At 53.7% G+C, this 20,836-nt stretch carries 18 protein-coding genes; 10 read left to right on the plus strand and 8 right to left on the minus strand.

The window, feature by feature from the left end:
- Positions 1 to 132 precede the first annotated feature (132 nt).
- Positions 133 to 2,004, plus strand: coding sequence for an aspartate ammonia-lyase (locus ACKPCT_RS01115; RefSeq protein ID WP_090072762.1), 1,872 nt, complete (start codon positions 133 to 135; stop codon positions 2,002 to 2,004).
- Positions 2,005 to 2,094: 90 nt separating this feature from the next.
- Here ACKPCT_RS01115 and ACKPCT_RS01120 read toward each other — a convergent pair whose 3' ends face one another.
- From ACKPCT_RS01120 to nanR, 6 genes are all read right to left on the minus strand, one after another.
- A complete protein-coding gene (locus ACKPCT_RS01120) occupies positions 2,095 to 2,901 on the minus strand; it encodes an SDR family oxidoreductase (RefSeq protein WP_319568145.1) in 807 nt (268 codons plus the stop codon).
- Positions 2,894 to 3,790, minus strand: a complete 897-nt coding sequence (locus tag ACKPCT_RS01125; RefSeq protein ID WP_319568146.1) for an N-acetylneuraminate lyase — start codon at positions 3,788 to 3,790, stop codon at positions 2,894 to 2,896. The genes ACKPCT_RS01120 and ACKPCT_RS01125 overlap by 8 nt, the downstream gene beginning before the upstream one ends.
- Before the next feature lie 91 nt (positions 3,791 to 3,881).
- Positions 3,882 to 5,153 carry a TRAP transporter large permease gene (locus tag ACKPCT_RS01130; RefSeq protein WP_319568147.1) on the minus strand — a complete coding sequence of 424 codons (1,272 nt, stop codon included), beginning with the start codon at positions 5,151 to 5,153 and terminating at the stop codon, positions 3,882 to 3,884.
- Positions 5,153 to 5,692, minus strand: coding sequence for a TRAP transporter small permease (locus ACKPCT_RS01135; protein ID WP_090072754.1), 540 nt, complete (start codon positions 5,690 to 5,692; stop codon positions 5,153 to 5,155). Before ACKPCT_RS01135 ends, ACKPCT_RS01130 begins: the two co-directional genes overlap by 1 nt.
- Positions 5,693 to 5,756: 64 nt before the next feature.
- Positions 5,757 to 6,731 carry a sialic acid TRAP transporter substrate-binding protein SiaP gene (locus ACKPCT_RS01140; RefSeq protein ID WP_090072751.1) on the minus strand — a complete coding sequence of 325 codons (975 nt, stop codon included), beginning with the start codon at positions 6,729 to 6,731 and terminating at the stop codon, positions 5,757 to 5,759.
- Between the two features lie 190 nt (positions 6,732 to 6,921).
- Entirely contained in the window at positions 6,922 to 7,617 is a 696-nt protein-coding gene (gene nanR, locus ACKPCT_RS01145) for a transcriptional regulator NanR (RefSeq protein ID WP_090072750.1), read from the minus strand.
- Between the two features lie 590 nt (positions 7,618 to 8,207).
- Here nanR and ACKPCT_RS01150 point away from each other — a divergent pair.
- The 9 genes from ACKPCT_RS01150 to kduI all read left to right on the plus strand — a co-directional run bounded on the left by ACKPCT_RS01150 (position 8,208) and on the right by kduI (position 16,690).
- On the plus strand, positions 8,208 to 8,975 hold the full coding sequence (locus tag ACKPCT_RS01150; protein ID WP_090072748.1) for a GntR family transcriptional regulator: 768 nt from the start codon (positions 8,208 to 8,210) through the stop codon (positions 8,973 to 8,975).
- Between the two features lie 79 nt (positions 8,976 to 9,054).
- Positions 9,055 to 10,047 (plus strand): TRAP transporter substrate-binding protein, encoded by a 993-nt coding sequence (locus ACKPCT_RS01155; RefSeq protein WP_090072747.1) that lies wholly within the window; start codon positions 9,055 to 9,057, stop codon positions 10,045 to 10,047.
- A 79-nt stretch (positions 10,048 to 10,126) separates the two neighbouring features.
- Complete coding sequence (locus ACKPCT_RS01160) at positions 10,127 to 10,636, plus strand: TRAP transporter small permease (protein ID WP_090072745.1); 510 nt, start codon at positions 10,127 to 10,129, stop codon at positions 10,634 to 10,636.
- A gap of 4 nt (positions 10,637 to 10,640) precedes the next feature.
- Positions 10,641 to 11,948: a TRAP transporter large permease gene (locus ACKPCT_RS01165; protein WP_210186737.1), complete on the plus strand. Its 1,308-nt coding sequence runs from the start codon at positions 10,641 to 10,643 to the stop codon at positions 11,946 to 11,948.
- A 159-nt stretch (positions 11,949 to 12,107) separates the two neighbouring features.
- Entirely contained in the window at positions 12,108 to 13,130 is a 1,023-nt protein-coding gene (locus tag ACKPCT_RS01170; RefSeq protein ID WP_319568148.1) for a zinc-dependent alcohol dehydrogenase, read from the plus strand.
- A 21-nt stretch (positions 13,131 to 13,151) separates the two neighbouring features.
- Positions 13,152 to 13,910 carry an SDR family NAD(P)-dependent oxidoreductase gene (locus ACKPCT_RS01175; protein WP_090072742.1) on the plus strand — a complete coding sequence of 253 codons (759 nt, stop codon included), beginning with the start codon at positions 13,152 to 13,154 and terminating at the stop codon, positions 13,908 to 13,910.
- A 33-nt stretch (positions 13,911 to 13,943) separates the two neighbouring features.
- Positions 13,944 to 14,897, plus strand: a complete 954-nt coding sequence (locus ACKPCT_RS01180) for a C-terminal binding protein (RefSeq protein ID WP_090072740.1) — start codon at positions 13,944 to 13,946, stop codon at positions 14,895 to 14,897.
- 99 nt (positions 14,898 to 14,996) lie between these two features.
- Positions 14,997 to 15,473 (plus strand): YhcH/YjgK/YiaL family protein, encoded by a 477-nt coding sequence (locus ACKPCT_RS01185; protein WP_319568149.1) that lies wholly within the window; start codon positions 14,997 to 14,999, stop codon positions 15,471 to 15,473.
- Positions 15,474 to 15,847: 374 nt separating this feature from the next.
- A complete protein-coding gene (kduI, locus tag ACKPCT_RS01190) occupies positions 15,848 to 16,690 on the plus strand; it encodes a 5-dehydro-4-deoxy-D-glucuronate isomerase (protein WP_090072737.1) in 843 nt (280 codons plus the stop codon).
- Positions 16,691 to 16,821: 131 nt separating this feature from the next.
- On the opposite strand, the gene ACKPCT_RS01195 is transcribed toward kduI, so the two are convergent.
- Both ACKPCT_RS01195 and ACKPCT_RS01200 read right to left on the minus strand, forming a co-directional pair.
- Positions 16,822 to 17,799 carry a Gfo/Idh/MocA family protein gene (locus ACKPCT_RS01195; RefSeq protein ID WP_319568150.1) on the minus strand — a complete coding sequence of 326 codons (978 nt, stop codon included), beginning with the start codon at positions 17,797 to 17,799 and terminating at the stop codon, positions 16,822 to 16,824.
- 287 nt (positions 17,800 to 18,086) lie between these two features.
- Positions 18,087 to 20,330 carry a hypothetical protein gene (locus tag ACKPCT_RS01200; protein WP_319568151.1) on the minus strand — a complete coding sequence of 748 codons (2,244 nt, stop codon included), beginning with the start codon at positions 20,328 to 20,330 and terminating at the stop codon, positions 18,087 to 18,089.
- Between the last annotated feature and the right edge of the window lie 506 nt (positions 20,331 to 20,836).

Below are 20,836 nucleotides of genomic sequence, written 5' to 3' on the forward strand. Positions count from 1 at the left end.
TGCCTTGCAAGTCAGATCTGGCCTGCAAGAGGCATCGTGCCCTGTGTCTCTGCATGAGTCCCTTGGCATTCTCTGGGCGTGCGCCCGTAAGGGCCACCTCTCATTGCCCCAATTTCCTATACGAGCAGACAAATGAAAATCGAAAATAGTATTCTCCGACAGGCGGCGCTCAACGCGGGTATCGGAGCCGAGGAACTGGCCGTCTTCTTTTCCGAAGGGAAGGTGGTCACCTATCAGGCCAATGAATGGATCTTTCAGGAATCCACGCCGCGCCTCTGGGCCGGAGTGATCCTTGAAGGAGATCTTGAGCTTGTTCGTGGTCTGCATGGGGCCTCTCGCAAGATTGGAACCATGATCGCCGGCGCCCTTATTGCGGAGGGAGCCTTTCTTGAGGGAGATGCCCATTCCAATGGTGCCGTTACGCGCAATGGCGTGAAAATCTGGCAGATCTCCCGCGAACGGATTGAGGACATCAAGGCCAATCAGCCTGAACTGTTCTACAAAATTGTTTCGCAGATAGCCGTTGGCATCAATCGGCGCTTGCGTGTTTTGTCCAACAAGCTTTATCAGACCAGCAAGACCCTCGATGTAGAGATGAGCGGCTTCCGGCAGGAGAGCGACTCGTTGGGCACGCGAGAAATCTCAGATTCCGTCTATTACGGCGTGCAGACCCAGCGGGCGCTGGAGAATTTCCCGATCTCGGGCGTGCGGCTAAACAATTTCGATCACATGATCGAGGCGCTGGCCATGGTCAAAAAGGCCGCTGCCTTGGCCAACTATCAGCTCGGCAGACTTGATGAAGCGCGTATGAAGGCCATTTGCGGTGCTTGTGAAGAAATTCTGGATGGCAAACTGCATGAGCATTTCAAGGTTGATATGTTTCAGGGCGGGGCAGGCACCTCAACCAACATGAATGCCAATGAAGTCATTGCCAATCGTGGTCTTGAATTGATGGGCTATGACAAGGGCGACTATCGGCATCTGCATCCCAATGACCATGTGAACTGCTCCCAATCGACCAATGATTCCTACCCGACAGCCATCAAGCTGGCGGTGCTGCTTTCCAATCGCAATCTTGTGCGGGCAATGAACGCATTGCGCGGGGCGCTGGCTCGCAAGGCCGAGGAATTTCAGGATGTGCTGAAAATGGGTCGCACGGAGAATCAGGATGCGGTGCCCATGACATTGGGACAGGAATTCAGCGCCTATGCGGTCATGATCGAGGGTGCTATCGCTTCGCTTGAAGAGGCAGCGCTTGCGATGCAAGCCGTCAATATGGGCGCGACAGCGATCGGCACGGGGATCAACAGTCCGTCCGGCTACGCGCCGCTTGTCGTTGAAAAGCTATCAGAGGTCAGCGGCTTTACTCTGCGTCTTGCCCCCAATCTGGTTGAAGCTACGCAGAATGCAGGCAAATTCGTGCAGATGTCGGCGATGCTCAAGCTCGCAGCGGTGCAGATTTCCAAGATTTGCAATGATTTGCGGTGGCTGTCTTCGGGGCCGCGCTGTGGCCTCAATGAAATCAATCTACCCCCAATGCAGCCGGGGTCTTCCATTATGCCGGGCAAGGTAAATCCGGTTATTCCGGAGCTTGTGAACCAGATCTGTTATCAGGTTATGGGCTATGACAGCGTGGTGTCCATGGCCGCCGAGGCGAGCGAGCTGGAGCTTTGCATGGGTGAGCCTCTGATTGCCTATGATCTTCTGCATGGCATGATGATCCTCAAAAACGGCTGTGTGACACTGGCATCGCGCTGTGTCGAGGGCATTGAGGCGAACCGGGATGTCTGCCTTGGGTATGTGCAGTCGAGCATCGGGCTGGTGACGGCACTGGTGCCCCACATCGGCTATGAGCAGTCTGCTGCAATTGCCAAGCAGGCGCTCAAGACCAACGAGACGGTGTATGATCTGGTTCTGCAGAAGAAGCTTCTCTCGCAGGACGAACTGGACGAGATCTTGAAGCCGGAAACCATGACGGACCCACGTTCCGCTGGCGATGCCTGATTGGTCACAGCATTCATATTCTGAATGGAATGAAAAGGAGGGTAGCACAGGTGCTATCCTCCCTTTTTGATGACATCCTGCGGCCTCCCGTCACTTCCAGACAGAGAAGCCACCGTCCACCACCAGATTATGTCCGTGGACATAGTCCGAGGCGGAGGAGGCGAGGAAGAGAATAGCCCCTTCCAGATCTTCCGGTTCCTTCCCCATGCGCCCCAGTGGTGTGAGATCGCTATAGCCCGAGACAAACGCGGGGTGATGGTTGCGCTCGATACCACCGGGGGAGATGGCATTGACATTCACCCCCATCGGGCCGAGATAGCCAGCCAGATCGCGGGTCATGGCGAGGATCCCTCCCTTGGCTGCGGCATAGTCAACTGGCTGGCCGAGCATGCCCGCTGGCTCATAGATGCGCCTGTCCCGCCCGACAATGGCGGCAATGGAGCCGAAATTGATGATCTTGCCGTGACCCTGATCGGCCATGCTTTTGCCAAAGGCACGGCAGCAGAGCAGAGGCCCCGTCAGGTTGCTATCAATCATGGCACGGATATCGGAAGGCGTACGTTCGAACAATTTGGCAATCGACGCACCGACCCCGCCACCTGCATTGTTGATGAGGATGTCACAAGCCGGGCACCAGTTGAAGAAGGCGCTGGCTGCCGCGTCGATGGATTCTGGATTTGTGTGATCCAGCTCCAAAGCCAGGCAGTTGTTGCCATGTTCGGCACGGAGCTTGTCGCAAGCTTCTTCGGCGCGACTTATGCTGCGCGAGGAAATAGCAACAGAGGCCCCTGCAGCGGCGAGAATGTTCGCCGCTGCGAAGCCGATATTTGCTGCGCCGCCTGTGACAAGGGCGCTTTTACCCCGCAAGTCAAACAGGCTTTCAATGCGGCTAGGCATTCTTTTGCGCCTCTCTCCATTCGATGATAGGCAGAATGGCTTCTTTCATGAGGGCGCGATCATCCTTTGTCAGCGCGCGGAAGGGGCGACGGGATACACCGGCGGGGATACCCATGATCTCAAGGGCTTCCTTAGAGCCGGGCATGACGCCCACTTCGATGAGAGCATCGATTGCGCGGTTGGCAATGGCCTGCAGCTTGCGGGCTTCTGCGATGTTGCCACTGAGGGTGAACGCTCTGAGCGCGACGAAGAGATCGCCCATGAAGTTGTAGGTGGTGCCAATGGCGCCGTCCGCTCCGCTGGCAAGGCCTGCAAGGCACATTTCATCATAGCCATTAAAGAGCAGGGCATCCGGGCAGAAGGTTTTGAGCCGTTCAAGCTGATACATGTCTGACGAGGTATGCTTGATGCCGATGATGTTGGGATGCGCCAACAGTTCCGTAAGTTCTTTGGTGGAGAAGCTGGCAGTACGGGCAGGGAAATTATAGATGATGAGTGGCAGGCTGGAAGCATCGGCCAGGGCCAGATAATGGGCCAGAACTTCATCGCGCGAGAAGCCGTAATAATAGGGGGTGATGGCCGAAATGGCCTGATAGCCTGCTTTGGCAGCGGCATCAGCCAGCGCGATGGCGTCTTTCGTTGCGATGGTGCCCACATGGGCAATCAGGGTTAGCTTGCCTTCAGCAGCCTCTGCGGCTTTCTCAAGGCATGTGACGCGCTCATCATGGGGCTGAAGCATCGCTTCGCCAGAACTGCCTCCGACATAGATGCCCTGCAGGCCCTGCTTGCGCACAAAGCCGACAAGCTGTTCGAGGGCTTCATAATTCACGCTCTCATCCTCGTTGAACGGGGTCAGCAGAGCGGCAAAGATTCCTTTGAATGTGTCCATGATCGTATCGATTCATTGTCTCGTTTGTTGTTCGGGGAGCCGGGCGGGACAGGGCCTGCCCGGGAACTATGTGAAGCGTTGGCCGCCAGCCCTAGCCCATCAGAAGATGGGGAATGAAGGTGACCAGAGAGGGAACGAGGGTCAGCAGGGCCAGAAGTCCGAAAAGGGGGATGAGGAATGGCAGGATGCCGATTGCCAGCTTGCCAAAGGGGATGTTGCCCACCTTGGACACCACAAACAGAGCCACGCCCATGGGTGGGGTCAGGATGCCGATCATCAGGTTGAGAATAACCAGAACGCCGAAATGGATCGGATCGATGCCATAGCTCATGGCGGCGGTTACCAGCACCGGGACAATCAGCAGCAGAATGGCCAAAACTTCGATGAAGGTACCCAGAAATAGCAGCAGGAGGTTGACGATCAGCAGGAAGGTCAGCGGGTTGCTGGAGAAATCAAGGAAGAATTGGGCCACATGTTGCGGGATCTGTTCCTTGGCCAGCACATAGCCGAACAGGTTGACGCCCATCATCAGTAGTCCGACAGAAGCCGTGTGGTTGAGCGTATCGCGCAATACCTCGAACAGTTTGGCCCATGTCAGCTCGCGATAGACGAGGGTTCCCAGAATAAGGGCATAGCTGGCAGCGACCACGGCAGCTTCAGTGGGAGAGAAGATACCGGCAAAGATGCCGCCCACGATGATCAGGGGCGTAAGAAGCGGCACAACCGCGCGGCTGAAGCTGATAGCGACCTCGCGGCAGGAGGCCTTTTCATCCTTTGGGTAGTGGCGGATCTTAGCGATGGTATAGACCATGATCATCAGCACCAGCGCGCAGAGCACGCCGGGGACAATGCCACCAAGGAACAGGCCACCAATGGAGGTGTTGGATATCACGCCATAAACAACAAGCGGCACGGATGGGGGGACCAATGGGCCGATGATGGCGGAAGCCGCTGTCACCGAACCGGCAAATTTGGCATCATAACCGGCGTCGCGCATGGCCTTGATTTCAAGTTGGCCCAATCCCGCCGCATCGGCAACTGCCGAGCCTGACATGCCAGAGAAAAGCAGGGAGGCGAGAATGTTGACATGGCCAAGCCCACCGGACACATGACCGACGAGGGCCTTGGCAAAACGGAAGATTCGTTCTGTGACACCTGCCGTGTTCATCAACTGAGCGGTGAGGATGAAGAAGGGAATGGCCAGCAACGGAAAACTGTTGAGACCGGCCACCATCCGCTGGGCTGCGAAATTGATGCCGCGCCCTTCCAGGAGCATATAGGCCAGTGAGGCGACAATCAGGGTAAAGCCGACCGGCATTCCCGCAAAGAGCAGTCCGAACCAGCCACCAAAAACATAGAACATTATAGCGACCTTTCTCGGGAATCCTGCACAAGGATCGTGTCCTTGTTGTCAGGGGATGACTGACCGGTGATCAAAAAGCGTATATTCTCGATAATGACGATGACCATGCGAAAGGCCATCAGGGCCGCACCGACGGGCAAGGCGCCATAGAGGAAAGCTTCGGAAACACCCAAGGTGACGGACACCACGCGATTGGCGCGCAGCATGCCGAAATAGCCATACCAGACCAGCATCAGCAGAGCGGCGACCACCACCATATTCAAAAGCGTGCGCAAGAGGATGCGCAGGCGGTCTGGCAGCATGAGCACGAACACATCCATTGAGATGTGCGAGCGGCTGCGGACGCATTCTGCGGCCCCCATGGCCACCATCCAGACAAACAGATAGCGGGCGGCTTCTTCTGTCCAGAAGAGCGGGGCGTGAAAGACAAATCGGGTAATTACCTGGAGCGCGATGGCGCCGAAGACAAAAATGGACAGCACGATCCCGATGGTCTCCTCAAATCTGAGAAGACGCTGATATAGAAATGACGATTTCATGGACAAAGCCTTCCAAAGCGCACCCCGCAAAGAGGAATTGCGAGGCGCATGAGTGGAGGAGGGGTCAGTCAGCCAGACTGGAGAGTTTTTCGACAATTCCCTCGCCGAACTTGCTGTCGAGTTCCTTGTAGGATGGTTCCATGGCTGCTCGGAAAGGAGCCAGTTCTGGGCGATTGACCTTGGCGCCATTGTCTTCGAACTTGCTCAGCAGGGCGGCTTCGTTATCCTTGACCACCTTATTGTTGACCAAACCGCCGGCCTTGAAGGCATCCATGACGATCTTCTGGTCTTCTTCAGACAGATCTTTCCATGTTTCCTCTGACATCAGCACGAGCTGATCCTGAACCAGATGGTTGGTCAGGGTGATGTTGCTCTGCACTTCCATGAATTTCATGGCGTCGATGATCGGGAGCGGGTTTTCCTGTCCGTCAACCTGATTGGTTTGCAGGGCCAGATAGACCTCTGCAAAGGCAACAGGGGTCGGGCTGGCACCCATGGCTTTTGCCCATTGAAGCTGAGGCGCGGAATTTGGCACGCGCAGCTTCATGCCTTTAAAGTCTTCCAGTTTCGTGATGGGCTTGTTGGATGTGGTTTCGCGGGTGCCGAAATACCAGGAATCAACGGTCCTCCAACCATTTTCCGTGCGCATTTCTTCCAGAACGCCCTGTCCCCAATCCGATGCCAGAATTTTCTGCAGATGATCGAAATCCTTGACCACATAGGCGGTACTGGCGATCACGGCGCGCGAGACCCATGGGTCCATACCGCCAAACGGGTTCAGTGTGAAATCGAGATCACCCAGCGTGACCTGTTCCATCATTTCGGTAAAGGTGCCGAGCTGCGAATTGGGGAACACCTCAAGTTTGAGGCGGCCGTTGGATTCTTCCTCCAATACCTTGGCGGCCTCCATGACGCCTTGATATTGTGGGTCGCCCGGCGTCCCTTGCATGCCAAATGAGAGCGTGCGCGTATCCTGAGCCAGCGCAGGGCCAGCGACGAGCATGCCGGCAACCGCCAGGCAAGTCAGTACATGTTTCATAGGTTCCTCCCTTAATCATGTCTGAGTATTTTTTTCCCTTTCGGGGCGCGAACCGGATGGGGCATCCAGATCGCTTTTTGCATTTCTCCTGATTTTCAAGCAGGCCGAAAGTCATCCGGCCTCGCGTGGTCCTTCGTTCGATATCCTCCCGCCTTGCGTTCCAAGCGCTCTGGCGAGGGAAATGGTCCTCCTAACCGAATTCCTGATATCGCTTCTGAACATCCTTGAGATGTTCTTCCATGGCCATCATGGCGTCGATGGGCTTGCGGTCCCTGATCGCGTTGAAAATTGCCACATGGCCTTCGAAACTCTTGGTGTTGGAAATGCCTTCATCCTTGGGCAGCGGGCGCTGGTTGATCATCCAGTCGACGAGCGCATCATGCATCGCCATGAAAATGGGATTGTCCGGAATGCTGGTCAGCAAGCGATGGAAGGCGACGTCGGTGATGGCAAAGGCGCGCGGCTTCATGATGGTCTGTTCATTCTGCCTCAACGCCTCTTCCAGTGCTTCTATCTGGGCTCCGGTTGCGTTTTCTGCCGCATAGCGGGCGACGGCCCCTTCAAGGAAAATACGAGCCTGCTCGAAATTCTGAACACCTTCGGAGGAATCCAGCAGGATGTTGGCGACTCCTGACAGAGATGACAGCAAGGCCTGCGGGGTCGGGCGCGTGACACGCGCCTTCTCTCCCATCTTGATCTTGATGAGGCCCATTCTCTCCAGCCCGAAAAGGGCTTCGCGAATGGATGGGCGTCCGACATCGAACATCTCCATCAACTCGCGTTCAGAAGGCAAGGAGCTGCCCTCAGGATAAATCTCGTCCCTGATGAGCTCTTCCAGTTTGATGCGGACCTCGTCCGACAATTTTCTGCGCAAGGATAGTTTCATGGTATAACTGTTAACCTGTTATACCAGTGGCGTCAAACAGAATCTTGATGACAAGCAGGGCCTGTTTTTCAGACGGAGGGAATTTGATGGTCTGGATAGCTGAATTGGGGAGACACTGCGGTCTTTGATCGGATTTTTTCTATATGGAAATGGATAAAATTAGATCAATTAATTCAATCGTTTGTTTTTCAATTCTCCTTTCTCTGAGGGCCGCGGGAGGCGGGAGAGGAAAATGCTCTGTGAAGGCGAAGACATTTCCCCAACTTGTTTATTGAGTGATTTTATAAGTAGTTACACTTGGTTTGTGCAGGAGCAGCGCTGAATAAGGGGCATGTATGCCAGATGTACTAGAATAGTTAAATTTGCTGATAAATAGTGGTAAGTGTTTGATGTGGCGATTTTGTTGCCACTAGGCTGTGCGCGAATAGCGTGTGTCTTTGGGCTGGGGGTCTTTTTGCTACCCTTGTGGTTCTTACTGACATGCTTGGGTGCAAATTTCGCGGACATTTTGCGTTCAATGAGCCGAAGGAGAATCGGCCTTTACAAACTTGTATACAAGATATATGAGATATACCGAAGAGGAGATAACAATGATCAGCAGTCTGGCTGTTGGTGGAGGAACTATGGCGGCAGGTGGCAATCATCGCGCGTTGACGACAACGCAGATTGTGCATCGCCGGCTACGCACCGAAATCGTTTCAATGCAGCGTCTCCCCGGAGAAGCGATCAGTGAGAAAGAGATCGCTTTGGAACACGGGGTCAGCCGCACCCCCATTCGCGAAGCGCTGCTGCGCCTTGCGGAGGAACGGTTGGTCGACATCGTGCCGAAATCGGGCACTTCGGTTGCGAAAATCCCCATTGCTGATGTTTTGGAATCTCAAGTGGCAAGAGCTGCTCTGGAGCAGGTGACGACGAAAGCCGCCGTTCAGCTGGCCAAGGGCAGCGACATTGCAAGAATGCGCGCGCTTATCATTGCCCAGCAGGAGCATAAGGAAGCGGAAGACTACGAGAAATTCTACGCAACGGATGAAGATCTTCATCACGCGATCGCTTTGGCGGGAGGATACCCGGGAATCTGGACGATCATCGATCGGATCAAGCTTCATGTTGACCGCTACCGGCTTCTGACCATTCAGCAGCCTTTGCGTATGGAGCGGGTGTTGCAGGAGCACGCCGATATTGTCGAGGCGATTGCTGCTCATGATGAAGACCGCGCTGCGGAGGCCATGCGGTTGCATCTTGCCGGCCTGAGTGCCGAGGATCTGAGCGAGATCCGAGATCGCAACCCGAGCTACTTTACAGGGGACTTGGAACAAGTCCTCGATAGATGGCGGAGAGAAACCACTTCGCTGAATTAGGGGCAGCTTCCTTATGGATTTAAGAGGGGTTGCCGCCGCGTTGGATCTACATGTGTTTGATCTACAAATGGAGGAAGTTATGAAACATTATAGTGCTATTGCTGCGGTCGCAGGTGTGGGGGCGCTCGCTCTTTCGGCTGTTTATGGCGCAACCCCTGTTATGGCTGAAACCGTATTTCAGGTTGCCTTCAACCAGCCGGAATCCCATCCGCAGTTCAAGGCCATGCAGAAATTCGGCGAGGCTCTGGCTGAGCGTACAAACGGCGAGTATAAAGTTGAGGTCTATCCCAACGAATTGCTCGGCGCTCAGAAAGAAGCCATCGAGATGACCCAGACCGGCACCATCGCCATGTCGCTGGCTGCTGCAAGTCTTCTGGAAAGCTGGAACCCTGATTTCGTTATCTTCAACCTGCCTTACATGTTCGACAGTGTTGAACAGCAGCGTCAGGTTGTGAACGATCCTGCAATCGTGGGTGATCTTTATCATTCTGTTGAAGATCAGGGTATCGTTGTTCTGGCTGCCTTCCATGGCGGCGTTCGCAACGTTTACCGCAAGTCCGGTCCGGTTGAGAAACCTGCTGATATGGGCGGCGATAAAATCCGCGTGATGCAGTCTGATACCAACATCGAAATGATGAACCTGATGGGTGGTAACGGTATCGCAATGGGTCAGGGCGAAGTTTACACCGCTATTCAGACCGGTGTTCTTGACGGTGGCGAAAACAACGAAATCGTCTACTCTTCCCTGAAACACAGCGAAATCGCACCATACTATTCCTATACCCAGCACCTGATGATGCCAGACTATCTCATCATGAGCGCTGACATCTACAATGATCTGCCGGACGATGTGAAACAGATCTTTGCTGAAGAACTGCCAAAAGCTGTCGACTATGAATATGAGTCCTTCGCTGAAGCTGTTGCTGTTGCAAAAGCCGACGCTGAGAAAGCCGGTGCCAAGTTCAACCAGGTTGATCTGCAGTCCTTCAGAGATGCTGTGAAGCCTCTTACTGAAAAGAAACTGAGCAGTGACGTTACCAAGAAGATCTATAGCCAGATCCACGGTGAATAATCTGTAGCAAGGTTCCAAAGCCAAGAGAGGCCGGGTGCTTGCATCCGGTCCTCATTCAAGGGCGAAGGAGGAAGTTTCAATGCATGCTATTAAGCGCTGGGCTGATCGCATTCTGGCTACGAGCTGCATAATCCTGTGCGGTCTTCTGGTGGTTGCTGTAACCTGGCAGGTTGTGGGGCGCTTTTTCTTCAATAGCTCCGGGGCATTCTCCGAAGAGCTCTCCAAAATCATGTTTGTCTGGTTCGTTCTTTTGGGAGCAGCTTTGCTGTTCGGTGAAAAAGGGCATATGGCCATCGAGATCGGCCTCGACATGATGTCTGCCAGAAAACAACTGATTTTCCAGATCATCATCAGTCTTTTGATCCTCGGGTTTGTCACCTCCATTCTGCTTATCGGGGGTGTTGATGCTGTCAACCGGACGATGCGTCAGACAAATGCGGCAATTCCGGTCATCAGAACAGGGCAGATCTATCTGGCTCTTCCATTGAGTGGCGCCTTCTCTGTTTTCTATTGTTTCTACAATATCTGGAACGATTTCAAATCCTTGACCGCATTGGGCAAGGACCAATCCAGCAAGATGGAGGGCTGACCCAGTGGCAAACGCAGCCGATATCGGCCTAATTATGCTCATTTCCATACCAATTCTTCTCGCAATTGGTGTGCCGATCAGTATCGCCATGGGGATTGGTTCCGTGGCGGCCATGACCACCATCTTCGGTTTCGATCGGATGGCAATTACCGCAGCCCAGCGTGTTTTTGCCGGAATCAATTCATTCTCCCTGCTGGCCATTCCCTTCTTCGTTCTGGCCGGGATTATCATGACCAACGGAGGTATCGCCCAAAGGTTGATCAACTTCGCCAAGGCGGTCATCTGGTTTATCCCTGGGGCTCTCATCCAGACCAACATCGTGGCCAACATGCTGTTTGGCGCGATCAGTGGCTCAGGGGTTGCCGCTGCTGCTGCTATTGGTGGCGCGATTGGTCCGCAGCAGAAGAACGAGGGCTATGATCCCAATGTCGCGGCGGCCGCCAATATTGCTTCTGCGCCTGCGGGCATGCTTATCCCGCCCAGCAACACTTTCATCATCTACTCGCTCGCCAGTGGTGGCGCATCTGTTGCCGCTCTGTTCGTTGCCGGTTACGGTCCGGGCATTCTGTGGGGATTGGGTTGCATGATCCCTGCCATGTTCTTTGCGCGCAAAGCCGGATATAAATCCGAAAAGCTGGGCAGCTTCAAAGACAATGTGAAGATCACTGTTGATGCGGTTCCATCCCTGTTCCTGATCTTCGTTGTGGTTGGTGGTATCATCTCTGGTATCTTCACGCCGACGGAAGCCAGCTGTATTGCTGTTGTGTATGTAACGATCCTGTCGTTCCTATATCGCACCATCACGGTCAACATGATCCCGCGCTTCCTGTTGGCGACCGTCAAGACAACATCCATGATCATCTTCATGATCGGTGTTTCTGCCATCATGGGCTGGATCATGGCTTTTGCCAAAATCCCGAACATCATTGCGGACTCGCTTCTGAGCATTACCGACAGCCCGATCCTGATCATGATCATCATGAACTTCGTGATGCTGCTGCTGGGCTGCGTGATGGATCCGACCCCTGCGATCCTGATTTTCGCTCCGATCTTCCTGCCGATTGCCATGTCTCTTGGTTTTGATGTGGTGCATTTCGGTGTGTTGATGGTCTTCAACCTCTGCATCGGTACGATTACGCCGCCGGTTGGACCCATTCTGTTTGTCGGCTGTCGAATAGCGGATTTGAAGATCGAGCAGGTTGTCAAACCGATGTTGCCTTACTTCCTGATCTTGTGCTGTTTGTTGATGGTTGTCACATTCGTACCGGAAATTTCACTCGCTCTGCCTCGTCTGGCAGGCCTGATGAATTGATCATCGCAAGCAAGGTGTAGAAAATGGAATTGCCGAGCATCTTTGCTCGGCAACAGGAGAGTTTTGACCTTTCCGCCCTCGCTGGCGCAAAGGTCAGGCAGGCGACAGCTCACCGGGCGGCAACGCTCCAATGAGGTCGCCTCATGAAGGAGAAACAAAATGAAAGCTCTAGTATATACGGCCCCGCATAAGGTGGAAGTTCAAGACGTTCCTGTGCCCGAAGGACGCAGCGGAGCTGCCAAAATCAAGATGCACTATTGTGGTGTTTGCGGCACCGATATCGGCATTTTTGCAGGCAAACATCCGCGCGCAACGGCGCCACTGGTGCTTGGGCACGAATTTGTTGGTACCATCGAGGAAATTCAGGATGGGTCCGGGCGCTTTGCTCCGGGAGACCGCGTAGTTGCCTATCCGCTTTTGTCCTGTGGTGAATGCCTTGCCTGCCGCACAGGCCATCCGCATGTCTGCAAGAGCCTGAAGCTCATCGGTATCGACAAGGACGGTGGCATGGCTGACTGTGCATGGGTCAATGAAGATGTACTGTTCAAGGTTCCTGACACGATGACCGACAAGATTGCCGCTCTGGTCGAGCCTCTGGCCGTAGTAGTGCGCTCTCTGCATCAGGCCCGTTTTGATGTGCTGAATTCTACGGTTGTCACTGGCGCCGGTCCGATTGGCGTTTTGACGGCCATCGTTCTCAAGCATTCTGGAGCATCCCGCATTGTTATTTCCGATGTTGATCAGGCCCGCCTTGACGTCTGCGAGGATCTTGGTCTGGAAACTGTCAATGTGAGAGACACCAATCTTGTTGACTATATCAACGAGACCACCAACGAAGAAGGCGTGGACATCGTGTTCGAATGTTCCGGCGCTCCAAGCTCGGCAGCTGAAATGACCAAGCTTTGCCGTATCGGTGGCACCATCTGCATGACTGGCATTCACAAGGAAGAACGTCCGGTTGATTTGCGCGACATGAACTTCAAGGAACAGCTCCTGATCGGCTCACGCGTCTACACCAAGCAGGAATTCGAAATGTCTGTTGCCTATGCGCAGACCATTGCCGAAGACCTTGAAAAAGTGGTGACCCAGATTGTTCCGCTCTCCGAATCCGAAGGCATCTTCGACATGATCGCAGATCCGGCCGTCAACACGGTCAAGGTTCTCGTCGATTGTCAGGCATAAGAAATTCAGAAAGACTAAATTATGAACCCATATGACGTAAAAGGTCAGAAAGCCATTGTCACGGGCGGTACGCGCGGGCTTGGCAAAGGCATGGCCGAAGTGCTTCTTGAAGCCGGTGTTGAAGTGGTCATCTTTGGCTCGGGTGCCAGCGTGCATGATGTGGCCAAAGAATTTTGTGATCGCGGATTTACCTGCCATGGTCTGACCGTGGATCTGGCAGACGCCAAGGCCCGCGAAGAGGGCTTTAACAAGGCGCTCGAAGCATTGGGCGGCGATCTGGATATTCTGGTCACCGCAGCGGGCGTGCAGAAGCGTCACAAGAGCGAGGAATTTCCGCTTGATGACTGGAATGCCGTTCTGGAAGTCAACTTGACTGCTGTCTTCGATCTCTGCCAGCGGGCTGCCCGCGTGATGCTGCCAAAAGGGCGTGGTAAGATCGTCAACATCGCGTCGCTGCTGAGCTTCTTTGGTGGCTACACCGTTCCGGCCTATGCGGCCAGCAAGGGCGGCATTGCCCAGTTGACCAAGGCGCTTTCGAATGAATGGGCCAGCCAAGGCATCTGCATCAACGCACTGGCTCCGGGCTACATGGCAACCGACATGAATACGGCTCTGCTGGCTGATGAAGGCCGGAATGCCGAGATTTCTGCGCGCATCCCGACCCATCGCTGGGGCACGCCGGATGACATGAAGGGGCCGCTGCTGTTCCTTGCCTCAGGGGCTTCCGACTATGTGAATGGCACCATCATCCCCGTCGACGGCGGATATCTGGGCCGCTAATCGCGCCGCATTTTGAAAGTGAAAGATAAGCTTATGAAAGTCATCGTATCTGATTGTGACCACGAGTCGATGCAGATCGAAAAAGATGTGCTCGCTGAGGCCGGTCTGGATTTTACCCATATGGCCGCTCGTACCGAGGATGAGGTGATCGCACAATGCAAGGGCGGTAACATCATTCTCAACCAGTATGGCAAGTTTGATGACCGCGTCTTCACGGCTCTGCCGGAAGTCAAGCAGATCGTGCGGTATGGCGTTGGTGTCGACAATGTCGATCTTGAAGCGGCAACCCGTCATGGCGTGCAGGTTTGCAACGTGCCTGATTATGGCATGCATGAAGTGTCCGACCATGCTCTTGCTCTGATGATGGCGCTGATCCGGAAGATCCCGGCCACTGTCAGCCACACCCGCAATCGCGAGTGGGACTTCCGCAAGATGGCCCCGATCCGTCGGATTTCCGAAATGACCGTTGGCGTTTTGGGTGTTGGCCGCATTGGCGGACTGTTCGCCAAGAAGGCTCTGCCGCTCTGCAAGGAAGTTCTGGTTCATGATCTGAATAGAACAGATCTTGAAACCAAGATCCCCGGCGTCAAGCAGGTTAGCCTGGAAGAGTTGCTGAGCAAGAGCGACGTTGTCTCGGTTCATTGCCCTCTATCCGATGAGACGCGGAATCTGATCGATGCCGACAAGCTCAAAAGCATGAAGCAGGGTGCCATCCTTATCAATACCGCCCGTGGCGGCATCATTGATGAAGAAGCGTTGGCTGTCCAGCTGGAAGCCGGAGCCCTTGGTGGCGCCGGGCTGGATTGCATTTCTGCCGAGCCAATCGACAAGACATCGCGCCTTCTGGATATGGACAATGTCTTTATTACCCCGCACATGGCTTATTATTCAGAAGAGTCCTCTGCTGAACTCAAGCGCAAGGTTGCTGAGGAAGCTGTGCGGTTTGCTAAGGGTGAACCTGTTCATTACCCGGTCAATCAGCTCTAAGAGCCTGATTTATCCTCCCTCTGACCGGTAGAGTGTCAATCACCCCGCACGGTCCGGCCCCAAGTGGCCGGACCGTCAAACAGTTAGGAGACTGGTCTTGTGATATATGGTCGACTTGATAACTTGTCCGAGGTTGCTTCGACGCTGCCTCAGACCATCCTTGAGGGGCTTCGTTTCCTCGCAGAAACCGATTTGGTAGCGTTGCCCGAAGGGCGTAATGAAATCGACGGGGACCGGATGTTTGCCATGGTGCAGGATTACGAGCCCAAGCCGAAGGATGAAGCCAGACCCGAAGCGCATAAACGCTACATCGATATTCAGTATGTCGCCAAGGGTACGGAACTGATCGGAACGACAGCCCTTTCCAAGGCCCCGAATGTGGTCGAGGATCTGCTCGAACAGAATGATGTCTATTTCCTCGACGGACTGGAAGAAGAAAGCATGCTGGCAATGTCCGAGGGGACCTATGCAGTCTTTTATCCGTGGGATGTGCATCGCCCAGGCTGCTCGGCAGGAGAAGCATCTCAGGTCCGCAAGATTGTGGTCAAGATTGCAATGGAGCCGGCCAAGGCCTGAGGTTGGCCCATTGTGCTGAACGCTCTTGGCGCCCGAAGCCTCTGTTCGTCAAACCAGCCATCATGACCGGTGGATCAGGCTTGATGGCATGAGGCCTTGAGTGTCCCTGCAACAAGAGAAGAGTTCGGGTGGAAGTGCTGGCAAGAGAGAAAACGGCCCGTGTGGGTGTCGCAAATGCAGCAGGATTGCTGCCGGTTTGATGACGGTTTCACTCCTTGAGAGTTGTTGATTGTCGAAAACAAGACAATTAAATGCGACTTTTCTCTTGGCGCAGGAAATATGAAGAGTATGAATGGATGTATGGATTCATTTTCGTTGTTACCAACTGGTAGATGACCATACCGATTTGAGCGAACACGCAAAGGAGATGCCTAATGGATATCCGCTATTCCGTTAATCAGAAACACTTCAAACGGATGACCACGGAAGAGGTCGCCGAAGAATTCAAGATCACTAATCTTTATGTTGCCGATACCATTCAGGCCGTCTACAGCCATGTCGACCGCATGGTCACCTTCGGCTGCATGCCTGTTAGCGAAACCGTTCCTCTGGACAAGGGCATCGAATGCATGAAGACATTCGGCACCGACTATATTCTGGAACGGCGTGAAATCGGTATTTTCAATCTCGGTAATACCGGCACCATTGTTGCTGATGGAGTCAGCTATACGCTCGATTTCCAGGATTGCCTCTATATCACGCGCGGCACCAAGGAAGTGACCTTCCAGAGCGCTGACGGGTCTAACCCGGCGAAATTCTACATGGTCAGCGCTCCGGCGCATAAATCCTGCAAGACCACCTTCCTCAAAATCGCCGATGCCAAGAAGGTTCCGCTGGGCGATCAGGAAAACTGCAACAAGCGCGTCATCAACCAGTTCATCCATCCGGACGTTCTGGAAACCTGCCAGCTGTCCATGGGCCTGACCCAGTTGGAGCCGGGCAATGTCTGGAACACCATGCCAGCGCACACCCATGAGCGTCGCATGGAGATCTACACCTATTTCAACCTGCCTGAAGATCAGGCCGTGTTCCATATGATGGGTGAGGGCGATCAGACCCGCCATCTCATGATGCATAACGGTGACGCTGTGATCAGCCCGTCCTGGAGCATTCATGCTGGTTGCGGCACCTGCGCCTATACCTTCATCTGGGCAATGGGTGGTGAGAACCAGACCTTTGATGACATGGACGTCATTCCGATCAACGAACTGCGCTGATCTGAAAATTAGACGGGCTGCCTTTGCTAAAAGGCGGCCCGTTCTCATCTTTCAACCCGCAAGGGCGCTGCTGGCGCCTTTGCGGGTTTTGTTTGTTGGGGCGGGTTTTGTCTATCAAGAGGACGGGAGGCTTAGTGCGTTCCCTTCAAAATCGCCTCGGTCAACTCGGAGACTCTAATGCCCTCGGCTGGGGAGCAGGGATTGGGGGCGCTATCAAGAAAATGCGCTACGACGCGCTCAATGAAGGGCTGGTGCACATGCTGAGGGTCTTCAAGCTCGATCAGTTGCTCCGTGCCCTCGATGGTGAGTGAGATGGGAGAGGGGGCAAAGAATCGCATGCTGGCCACACCCTTTTCGCCATGAAGCGTAACCCGCTCCTCATTTTCTCCTGACGCGTAAGCGCAGAGGCCGATCGCTGGAAAGGCTCCATAATCCAGCATGAAGGTCACCAGATCTTCGGCCTTGGTGTTTTGCCCTTGTGTTTTGGTAAGGCCAGCGACAGAGGCTGGCGTACCAAACAAATAGGTTAGCCAGTCGAGCGTGTGCGATTGCATGTCGACGAACAGACCGCCGCCATTGATGGCCGGATCGGTTTTCCAATGATGCCCGGGGCCATCCTCGGCACGCATCAATTGGCGTACTTCAATCATGCGCAGGGCACCGATTGTGCCGTCTTTGGCGATCTGACGCAGTTTTTCAAACCGTGGCAGCGCGCGCCGATAGTAGGCAACGCAGAGTTTGCGCCCGGTTTCCTTGGCAACCGCCTCCATGGTTCGGCATTCTTGCGGCGTGAGCGCCATGGGCTTTTCGACCAGAACATCCTTGCCCGCTCGCATGGCGCGAATGGCATAATCGGCGTGCGTGTGAGGCGGTGTCGCGATATAGATGGCTGTCAGATCAGGGTTTTGAATGAGTGCGTCCGCATCCGCCGTCCAGTTAGCCACCCCGTGCCGCTTGGCATAGTCGGCGGCCTTATCAGGATCGCGTCGCATGACGCAGCAAAGCTCTGATCTCTCGGTCTTTTGCAGCGCTGGGCCGCTCTTTTTCTCGGTGACATCACCGCAGCCAAGAATGCCCCAACGAACCAGTTTTTGATCTTGCACTGACATATCACCTCCTGTTGTTTGCCGCCTTCATTTTCGCAAGACAGCGATGCCGCAAGGATATACCGGCAACTGAGAGAGGCGCAATCAGAACCGCTGGCTAATCGCAATGAATGGGGGTGGCTTGTGCGCGGCAAAGGCTATGCCCAGCTCGGTATGCAGTTGGAGCCTGCGCAAAGCTGATAGGGAGGTTCTTGCGGGCTTGCTTGAATAAGTCGGTGAGCCGTCAGATTGTGTGTTGATTGCAGCCCGGCAGGCAGAATGCGCGCCGGGCTGTAAGGCTGGGCCCTTCATTAAAGGGTGATATCTGCAGCTGTAAGGGCACTGGTGTCGACCAGGCGCACTTCAAAGTCTGCCGTGGTGTCTCCATTCACATCCGCATAGAGCATGATGTCGGAACCGTCGTTTTCATACCAGACAGAATTTGCCGTTGCTGTGGTGCCGGTGAAAGCAAAAGCATCATTGGCTCCCGTGGCGCTGTCGGCGTCGATGCCGGAGAGATCAATCTTATCTTCCCCGTTATCGAAGCCGTAGATCGTGTCATGCAGGGCATCGCCAACTTTACTGTCGTTGATGGAGTTGAAAATAAATGTGTCAACGCCATTATCCACGCCAGCATACATGGAGTCTGCGCCGAGGCTGCCGATCAATCTGTCTGCGCCGGATGCCGCATAGAGAGTGTCGTTTCCTACGCCCCCGTTGAGGATATCATTGCCGTTGCCCCCGTTCAGGATGTCTGCACCTTGATGGCCGTAGAGTTTATCAGCCCCGTTGCCACCAAAGAGCTTATCGTTGCCCAGATTGCCGCTGAGTGTATCATTGCCAATGTGGCCGTTGAGGGTATCTGCTCCGCCCTTGCCTATGAGGGTGTCGTTGCCAGCAAGACCGTTGAGCGTGTTATTGCCCATGTTTCCGACCATCTTATTGTCTTGCATGTTGCCGGTGCTGTTGATGTTGCCTTTGCCGATCAGCGTAATATTCTCGATATGCTGGCTGTTGGCCTTGAGATTGTAGTTTGACGAACTGAAGACCTGATCGACGCCTTGATTGGCGGCTTCATTGATCTTGTCTCCGTACGCATCGACATAGTAGGTGTCATTGCCAAGATTGCCCGACATGGTATCAAGGCCGAGGCCACCGTTCAGCGTATCATTGCCGAGATTGCCGATCAGCGTATCATTGCCCTGATTGCCAATGAGCACATCAGCACCGCCCTTGCCGATAAGGGTGTCGTTACCTACGAGGCCTCTCAGGGTGTTGTTGCCCGAGTTGCCGGTCATGGTGTTGGCTTGCATGTTGCCGGTGCTATTGAGATTGGCATTGCCCGTCAGGGTTATATTCTCGATATACTGGCTGTTGGCTTTCAGATTGTAGTTGGAAGAACTGATAACCAGATCTATGCCCTGAAATGCCACTTCATTTACCGTGTCGCCATAAGCATTGACATAATAGATGTCGTCGCCATTGTTGCCGGTCATAATGTCAATGCCGGCGCCGCCAATCAGCCTGTCTGCGCCATTGCCACCTTCTAGGACGTCATCTCCACCATTGCCCCGAAGGGTGTCGTCGCCATCTTCGCCGCGCAGGCGTTCGCCGGCGGCGGCACCAATGAGAGTGTCGGCATAATCGGTGCCGCGGACTTCTTCAATGCTGGAGAGCGTGTCTGTGTCTCCAAAGCCATCGATTGCCTTGCCGGTTATGAGGTTGACGGTAACGCCGGAGGTTCCTGTGAGGCCGTTCTCGTCCTCATTGAAAGCATCCTTGCGATAATCTAGGGCATCATAACCGGAACCACCCTGGAAGGTGTCGTTGCCGGCCAGTCCCTGATAACGGGCATAGTCCTGGTTGGCGCCAATGAAGGTGTCGTCATACCTTGTTCCGCGGAAGGATTCGATGCCCGTGAAGGTATCGACATTGTTATAGGCGTCGTTGATGGTTCCGTTCTGAATGCTGACGGTGATGGCATTGGTGCCGCCATATTGATAGTGATTGTTATAATAGACCTGATCGAAACCGGCACCCCCATTCAGGGTGTCATTGCCCTGACCGCCGATGAGCATATCGTCACCGCCGTTGCCATTGAGGATATCTGCACCAGAATCGCCCCACATCTTGTCTGCGCCGGAGCCACCATTGAGTGTGTCATTGCCGTTATAACCATCCAGTTCAAATGGTTCGGCATCAGTGCCTACAGCCTCAATGTTCAAGGTATCTGAGCCGCTCAAGATGATTTCAAACAGAGCGTCAAGTTCGGACACACTGCCCCATTGCGAGAAGGGGAGAGAAAATCCGCTGATCGTTGCATAGACGGTGCTGCCATTGGCATTGGTGTATTGAACAGAAGTCAGCGTCCCTCCGGTCAGGTAGTCCTGAGCGTCGAACGTAAAACCAGTGCCGTTCAAAGTGGTCAAAGATCCGTCAAAGTTTTCGATGGAAACGCGTGTGGGCGTGTTGACGGGTGCGTCTCCGTTCTCGTCGAAAACCTGAAGCCACTGCCTAATGCCTGTGTTGGATGCAAAGATGGTGCCCTGAGCCATGAAAAATCCTTCGGTATCGGTGCTGCTTGAAGGCAAAAATGCTGCCTAGCGTGTTGTATTGTTTTAAAAGTTGCTTTTGAATTATTGTTGGTAATTAAATTAACATCCAGCTTCGAAAATTGGAATATATCTAAAATGTAAATGATCAGATTGCACTATTTGCAATTTTTATGAAATAATAAAATGCCATTGATATTAATTACTTGTCTTTCATTTGTGGTCTAAGTGTTATTGTGTATATCATTTGGGGCAGGCATTGTCTTCTCGTTCGTGAGATACTATGAAACGGCTTGTCAGTCATTCTGGTTTTATTTGGTCGTATTGTCTTTTGCTTGCTATGAGGCATCGGTTGTCAGTGAGCGGAAAGACGCACGCGCGTCTAGAAGCGATCAAAATCACCTAAAAATAGACCTGCTATACATTGGATGTTTTCGTAATTTTCAGGGATTTCAAGGCAAATATTCTTGACAAAATCATAAGAAAACCGATATTCATAGGATGAATTA

The sequence above is a fragment of the Cohaesibacter marisflavi genome (assembly GCF_963665895.2).
Lineage (GTDB): Bacteria > Pseudomonadota > Alphaproteobacteria > Rhizobiales > Cohaesibacteraceae > Cohaesibacter > Cohaesibacter marisflavi.